Source organism: uncultured Dysosmobacter sp. (assembly GCF_947631165.1).
GTDB lineage: Bacteria > Bacillota > Clostridia > Oscillospirales > Oscillospiraceae > Oscillibacter.
This window is the reverse complement of record NZ_CANRKH010000077.1, coordinates 1-6,272: the sequence shown is the minus strand read 5'-3', so window position 1 is coordinate 6,272 and position 6,272 is coordinate 1. Positions and strand designations below refer to the sequence as shown.

Genomic DNA, 6,272 nt, shown 5'->3' with positions numbered 1-6,272 from the left:
ATGCACGCCATGGGTCCCAACGTGGCCGGCGTCATCGGCTCCGCCATCGCGGCCGGTGTGCTGATCTCTTTGTTCGGCTGATAGGAGGTAACGAATGGAATTTTTGAGTAAGAAGCCCTTGTATATCACAGACACTATCCTTCGGGATGCCCATCAGTCCCAGGCGGCGACCCGCATGCGGGTGGAAGATATGCTCCCCGCATGCGAGGTGCTGGACTCCATCGGCTACTGGTCCTTGGAGTGCTGGGGCGGCGCCACCTTTGATTCCTGCATGCGCTTTCTCAACGAGGACCCCTGGGAGCGTCTGCGGGCGCTGCGGAAGGCCTTGCCCAACACCAAGCTGCAAATGCTGTTCCGGGGCCAGAACATCTTGGGCTACAAGCATTACGCCGACGACGTGGTGGACGCCTTCTGCCGCAAGTCCATTGAAAACGGCATCGACATCATCCGTATTTTCGATGCTCTGAACGACGTGCGGAATCTGGAACAGGCCATCAAGTCCACCAAGAAATATGGCGGCATGGTGGAAGGGACCCTCAGCTACACCATCTCCCCCATCCATGACGAGGAGTACTTCGTCAAGCTGGCCAAGGAGCTGGAACAGATGGGCGCTGACGTCATCTGCATCAAGGACATGGCAAACCTCCTGCTGCCCATGGACGCCTATTCCCTGGTGAAGCGGCTGAAGGAGACTGTCTCCGTCCCCATCCATCTGCACACTCACAACACCACCGGCACCGGCGACATGGTGTATCTTATGGCCGCCATGGCTGGCGTAGACATCGTGGACACTGCCCTCAGCCCCTTGGCCAACGGCACATCCCAGCCCGCCACAGAGTCCCTGGTGGCGACCCTCCAGGGCACCGAGCGGGACACCGGCCTGGATCTGACCAAGATGAGCGAGGCTGCCGTCCATTTCCGCAAGGTGGCCCAGAAGCTGAAGGAACAGGGCAGCCTGGACCCCAAGGTCCTGAACGTGGACACCAACACGCTGCTGTACCAGGTTCCCGGCGGCATGCTGTCCAACCTGATCTCCCAGCTGAAGCAGGCTGGAAAGGAAGACAAGTATTACGACGTGCTGGCGGAGATCCCCCGGGTCCGGGCGGATTACGGCTATCCCCCGCTGGTGACGCCCTCCAGCCAGATCGTAGGCACTCAGGCGGTGATGAACATCATCATGGGCGAGCGGTACAAAACCTTTACCAAGGAGTCCAAGGCCATGCTCCGGGGCGAATACGGCAAGCTGCCCGGACAGGTGAATGAAGAGGTCCGGGCCAAGGCTGGCATCGCCCCCGAGGACGTGATCACCTGCCGTCCGGCGGACCTGCTGGAGCCAGAGCTGGAGAAGTACCGGGCAGAGTTCAAAGACGTTGCCAAGAGCGACGAGGACGTGCTCTCCCTGGCCCTGTTCCCCCAGGTGGCTCCCAAATTCCTGGCCTGGCGGGACGGTCCCCACGATGAGCCCGCGGCGGCGCCTGCCCCGGCTGCCGCTCCCAAAGCGGCGGCTCCCGCGGACCCCAATGCGGTCCGGGAGCTGTATGTGGAGTTCAAGGGCTAAGTCCCTTCGAAGATCCCGCACAATGCTCGGCCAGAGCGGCGGCGGAGCCGAATAGGCAGTCAATCGACCGCAAAAAAGACGGTATCTTTCGATACCGTCTTTTTTTATGATTCCGTTTTCATGTTTCCTGTGCGTCAAAAATCCGTACCGGCAGATTCCTGTTATCGTATGGAACATAAATCAGAGCTGTACCCGGCCCATTTCTGAATCGCCAACTGCATACGCGAGAGAACTTATCAGGCGTGCAAAGTCATTACAGAAACAGCTCGTAGTTGCTGATCGTAAAGTCCAGCGTATCCAGGACCTCGCCTTTTCCATCGTACAGCGTCACCGTCACCGGCAGGTCCGCATGATGGACGCCGGTGCCGCCAGAGCCCTCCACATAGGTGCTATACCACTCATACGCCGCCTGGCCCAGGTGATATTCCGATTCCGGCAGGTCCGAGAGCGCCCAAGGAAAGCCGTCCTCTTCCATATAGCGGAATTCAAACAGCTCTTCCCCCAGCCTCTCCCCCTGATAGGTGAAGGTCCGGGCGGGGCCTTGCTCGGTCCTGATCAAATTACGGTCCTTGTCGCAGTACCTCTCCGTCTTTTCTGCCGTCACCTGCATTATGGCAGAGGCCGCGTCTGGAAATTTCCCCGCCAGATACAGGCATCCGCCCTGGGCCGCGCAGAGGAAATCTCGCCCCATTTTCAGCTTGTCGCCGTATCCCGGCTTCACCGCCAAAAAATGCCGGGTATATTTAGTGAAAATGTAGGTATTTTCTGTTTTTACCAGCAGGTATGTCTCGTGGGTGTCCAGCAGCTTATTGCTGTAGTCGATCCGCTCCCGCTTCACCAAAAGCGGCTCCAGGTCCGACAGCAGATACCGCCGCTCCGTCCGCTCCAGCATCCCTCGCACCGTGTAGGGCGGGAAACCCAGGGCGGCGTAGGTCGCCGCCGCCAGCAGCAGGCACACCAGCAGATTGCGGAGGATCTTCTGCTTTCGGTTCAAACGGAATCCTCTCATGGTTCCTCCCCCCATTCGACCCGCAGCTTCCAGTCCGCGCTCCCATTGGGATAGGTGATCTCCGCCCACTGGGGCGGCTGGTCCAGCGTCAGTTCCAGACCCTGCCGGAACCTCTGCCAGCCTCCGGGCATATCCTCCAGGCCAAAGGGCTGCCAATACCGGCTCTCCGGTTGGTTGGGCCAATCCCTGATCTCCAGAGTCCCCCAGTTATCCCGGCAGGTGAGATCCCACAGCTGGATCTCCTGTCCGGCAGCCAGGGGATCCCGCATCTTGATCCACAGGTCGATATCCGCTGTAATATGGCCGTTCTCCTCCCGGACCTCGCCGGGAGCGGCGTATATCACGGCGTGTTCTGTCTCCGCCCAGACCGCCGAGGCGGGCGGCTCCCAAAGCAGTTCCGTCCGGGTCCGCTGGACCAGCTCAGGCAGACCAGTGACAGCAAACAGCGTCATAGCCGCTGTCAGGCTCAACGCCAGGAGCAAAATGCGGGTCGCCTGCCACAGCCAGCCCAGCCAGGGCTTGTGGGTCTGGTCCAGCGCCCGGCCCACCTCCGCCGGGTCTCCCATGGCCCGCAGTGTCCGCTGCTCCGCCAGGGTCCGGTCATAGCCCAGCCGCTCCAGATCGGCCCTGCCATCCTCCATGTGGGCCATCAGCTCCCTGGCGATAGCCTCGTGGTCCGGCCGGAACCGCACCTCCCGCAAAACAACCTCACACCAGTTCCGCCAGTCCTGACAGTATACGGCCTCAGGCTTTTTCTTCCGAAAGAAACTTTTCACAGGTCTTCACCACCTCTTTGTGCTTTTTTCCTCCTGCATCGGCTCACGCGGGGGACGTGCCGCAGACCACGGCGTTGACCTTTTCCGTAAAGGTGTTCCACTCCACTTTTTTCTCCTCCAGCACCTTCAGGCCCTTCCGGGTGATGCGGTAGTACTTCCGTACCCGGCCGGTCTCCGCCTCCTTCTCCCGGACGGTCACCAGCCCGTCGGCCTCCAGAGTGTGGAGGATGGGATACAGCGTCCCCTCCTTCAACTCAAAGGTGTGGTCGGAACGCCGCGCCAGCTCCGTGATCATCTGATAGCCGTACATCTCCTTCCGGCTCAGCAGGGACAAAACCATCAGCGTCGTGCTTCCCGTCATCAAACTTTTGTCGATCTTCATGCTGCTCCTCCTTTTCACTCCCACCGCATGGTGGTCCGCTGAAATTGCCCAATGTCCCGGGTCTCCAAAAGCGCCCCATTCTCGCCGTACAGCCGCAGGGTCCCGGAATACCGGTCTTTTTGGCTTCCGGCAAAGATCTCCCGTTCCCACCGGGCCTGTTGGCTCGTGTCCGCGTCGCCATGCTGCCGCGTCAGATCGAATCGCCAGCAGTTCTCCGCCGCCCGCGCTCCCCGCGCCGTGCAGGTGGAGACCACTTGATTGGATGTGTAGGACAAGGTGATATCCATCTCCGCCGAGGCAGCGTCCGGCAGATCGCCAAAAACAAAGAGTTGGATGGGATAATATCCCTCCTGTTTTCCGGCGGCCAGGTCGACGCCGGCAAAAGCGCCCAGTTCCTCGTCGAACAGCCGTACCGCGTCCAGCTCATAACCCAGCCATGTATGGTCATAGTAGACCTGCAAAATACTGCCCTGGTTCCAGAGGTACAGCTCATGGCCGCCGCCAACAGAGTCCGTCTGCAGCAGCAACGTGGAGCCATCCAGCAAATATTGCCGCTCCGCCCGTGTCACAAGGCCCTCCAGCGTCCGGGCTGGAAATCCTCGGGACCACAGGAGCAAAAACAGGCACAGCGCCATTCCCAGAAGATTGCGGATGGTTTTCTGCGTCCGGTTCCACCTTGGCAGATTCATCATGATGCCTCCCTCCAGTCGATGCGGATGCTCCACGGCTCTCCATAGGGATAGGAGATCTCCAGCCACTCCCCCGGCGGCTCCAATTGACAGATCTGAAAATAGGCCAGCGCACGGAATGGGTCCGCGTCAAACCTTACCCAGATGAAATTGCCGCCCGCCGGGTCCCACTGGGTACGGTAGACGCATGCATGCTCATCCGCCGCCTCCAGTTCTCTCCAAATCCCCTTGGGGCCGTGATCCCAGAAGCGGTGGTCATCCACCGCCACAACGACCGTGGACCAGTATTCATCGTAAGCGGTCCCTCCAGATTCTTTGGCACATTTCCAAACCGCCGCGTAAGGCACAGAGACGGTATAGCCCACCCGCTCCACCGTCTGCGCGCCTGTTCCCCGGGCGATCCGTATGGAATCATCCCTCTCCGGCGTTCCGGCGGAGAAGGAAAAAAGTCCATCTGGCTCATAGTCGCCGGTGCGCCGCACAGGCCGCAGGCTGTCCAGCCGCCAGAAGGGATCAGACAGCAGCAGAAAGACCCAGCAAATCAGAACGCCCCACTTGCTCGCCAGCCACAGCCAGCCCAGCCAGGGCTTATGTACCTTGTCCAGTGTCCGGCCCACTTCCACCGGATCTCCCATGGCGCCCAGCGCCCGCTCCTGCGCCAGTTTATGGTCATAGCCGATCCGCTCTAAATCTTTCACATGATCCTCATAGTGGGCCTCCAGTTCCCTGCGGATGGCACGCCGGTCCGGCCGGAATCGAACGCAGTCCAGGACCGCCGAGACCCAATCCCCAAAATGACACGTCAAGCCCTCGCACCTCCCGCAAAGCAATACCTCGGTCATCTATGTTTAATATACATAGATGACCGAGGTTTGTCAAGTTCTGATTTTACTTGTTTTCCGGCAGCAGCGGACTATACATCATGATAGCGTCATTGGTGTATAAAAATTGCTCCTCCAAAAAAGTCCCTGCCGCATCATACACCAGCCGGCACAGGGCATTGTGCCGCACATATCCACCCCAGGACATCTGGTCGATCCGGGCCTCCCGCTCCACGACCTCATATCGGTATCCCGGCGGCTTCACCGCCCGCCACTGGCCCTCCAAATGGGTCTCCCCGATCTGCAGGCACAGTTGAAAAGCCTGTTCCGTGTCGTTGCGGATCATCAGGTCCCGATGGGGATAGGCGCAGGTGGCACCGCTGCCGAAGGGCTGTGTCCGGTTCGCGTCGGGAAACACATCGTGGGAATGGCGGTAGCGCTCCACCACTGTCAGCGGCGTGTGCAGCGTCATCCAGAAGATCAGATTAGATAGTTGACATAATCCTCCGCCAATGTCGCCGCCGATACGCCCCAGGAACAGCACCATGCCTTCCTGATATCCCTTGCGGCGGGTCGGCTTGCCGATGAGTTTCCAATAGCTGAAAGTCTCCCCCGGCTTCAGCACCAGCCCATCCAGCCGCGCCACTGCCAGCTTCAGATTTATTACTTTGTTTCTCTGCCACTCCATTTCCTCCCCCCGAAGCTGCCGCATCAGCGGCGTGGCATGGGCAAATTGTACGCAGGGCAGCCGCTCTTCCCTCCGCTCCTTGGCCCAGCGGAATTTGGGCAAGCACCATAACAGATACCGTTTGCCCGCATAATACGCTTTTCCCAGCCGCAGACGAAGCCAGCTGCGTCGGATTGGCGGCCTCAGATCTTGACTTCTGTGCATCGTATTTTCACCTGCTTTCAAAAGCAGTATATCATGCAAAAACACCCGATTCCTCTCAAAAGGGTTACAAAAGAAGCGGCAGTCCGTATGGACTGCCGCGTGTGTTGGCGTTACCTATCTTCCCGGGCCGTCACCAGCCAAGTAT

The 6,272-nt window shown here is 59.6% G+C and carries 8 protein-coding genes; 2 read left to right on the top strand and 6 right to left on the bottom strand.

Translation table 11 applies throughout. The features are described from left to right. On the top strand, positions 1-81 hold an 81-nt coding region (locus Q0Z69_RS16360), incomplete at its 5' end, for a sodium ion-translocating decarboxylase subunit beta (protein WP_298034267.1). 13 nt (positions 82-94) lie between these two features. Then, positions 95-1,558 carry a pyruvate carboxylase subunit B gene (locus tag Q0Z69_RS16355; RefSeq protein WP_298035471.1) on the top strand — a complete coding sequence of 488 codons (1,464 nt, stop codon included), beginning with the start codon at positions 95-97 and terminating at the stop codon, positions 1,556-1,558. 253 nt (positions 1,559-1,811) lie between these two features. Here Q0Z69_RS16355 and Q0Z69_RS16350 read toward each other — a convergent pair whose 3' ends face one another. The 6 genes from Q0Z69_RS16350 to Q0Z69_RS16325 all read right to left on the bottom strand — a co-directional run bounded on the left by Q0Z69_RS16350 (position 1,812) and on the right by Q0Z69_RS16325 (position 6,127). Continuing rightward, the gene (locus tag Q0Z69_RS16350) at positions 1,812-2,567 is read right to left on the bottom strand and encodes a hypothetical protein (RefSeq protein ID WP_298035470.1); all 756 of its coding nucleotides are present in this window, start codon (positions 2,565-2,567) and stop codon (positions 1,812-1,814) included. Then, positions 2,564-3,343 (bottom strand): permease prefix domain 1-containing protein, encoded by a 780-nt coding sequence (locus Q0Z69_RS16345; protein ID WP_298035469.1) that lies wholly within the window; start codon positions 3,341-3,343, stop codon positions 2,564-2,566. Before Q0Z69_RS16345 ends, Q0Z69_RS16350 begins: the two co-directional genes overlap by 4 nt. Before the next feature lie 43 nt (positions 3,344-3,386). After that, entirely contained in the window at positions 3,387-3,725 is a 339-nt protein-coding gene (locus Q0Z69_RS16340; RefSeq protein WP_298035468.1) for a PadR family transcriptional regulator, read from the bottom strand. A 14-nt stretch (positions 3,726-3,739) separates the two neighbouring features. Further along, positions 3,740-4,417, bottom strand: a complete 678-nt coding sequence (locus tag Q0Z69_RS16335) for a hypothetical protein (RefSeq protein ID WP_298035467.1) — start codon at positions 4,415-4,417, stop codon at positions 3,740-3,742. Further along, positions 4,414-5,220, bottom strand: coding sequence for a permease prefix domain 1-containing protein (locus Q0Z69_RS16330; RefSeq protein ID WP_298035466.1), 807 nt, complete (start codon positions 5,218-5,220; stop codon positions 4,414-4,416). The genes Q0Z69_RS16335 and Q0Z69_RS16330 overlap by 4 nt, the downstream gene beginning before the upstream one ends. Before the next feature lie 82 nt (positions 5,221-5,302). After that, positions 5,303-6,127 carry a VanW family protein gene (locus tag Q0Z69_RS16325; protein WP_298035465.1) on the bottom strand — a complete coding sequence of 275 codons (825 nt, stop codon included), beginning with the start codon at positions 6,125-6,127 and terminating at the stop codon, positions 5,303-5,305. Between the last annotated feature and the right edge of the window lie 145 nt (positions 6,128-6,272).

Excerpts from the sequence above, each read along its gene's own strand:
- Q0Z69_RS16355 (WP_298035471.1), top strand. The coding sequence starts at position 95 with ATGGAATTTTTGAGTAAGAAGCCCTTGTATATCACAGACACTATCCTT.
- Q0Z69_RS16350 (WP_298035470.1), bottom strand. The coding sequence starts at position 2,567 with ATGAGAGGATTCCGTTTGAACCGAAAGCAGAAGATCCTCCGCAATCTG.
- Q0Z69_RS16340 (WP_298035468.1), bottom strand. The coding sequence starts at position 3,725 with ATGAAGATCGACAAAAGTTTGATGACGGGAAGCACGACGCTGATGGTT.
- Q0Z69_RS16335 (WP_298035467.1), bottom strand. The coding sequence starts at position 4,417 with ATGATGAATCTGCCAAGGTGGAACCGGACGCAGAAAACCATCCGCAAT.
- Q0Z69_RS16325 (WP_298035465.1), bottom strand. The coding sequence starts at position 6,127 with ATGCACAGAAGTCAAGATCTGAGGCCGCCAATCCGACGCAGCTGGCTT.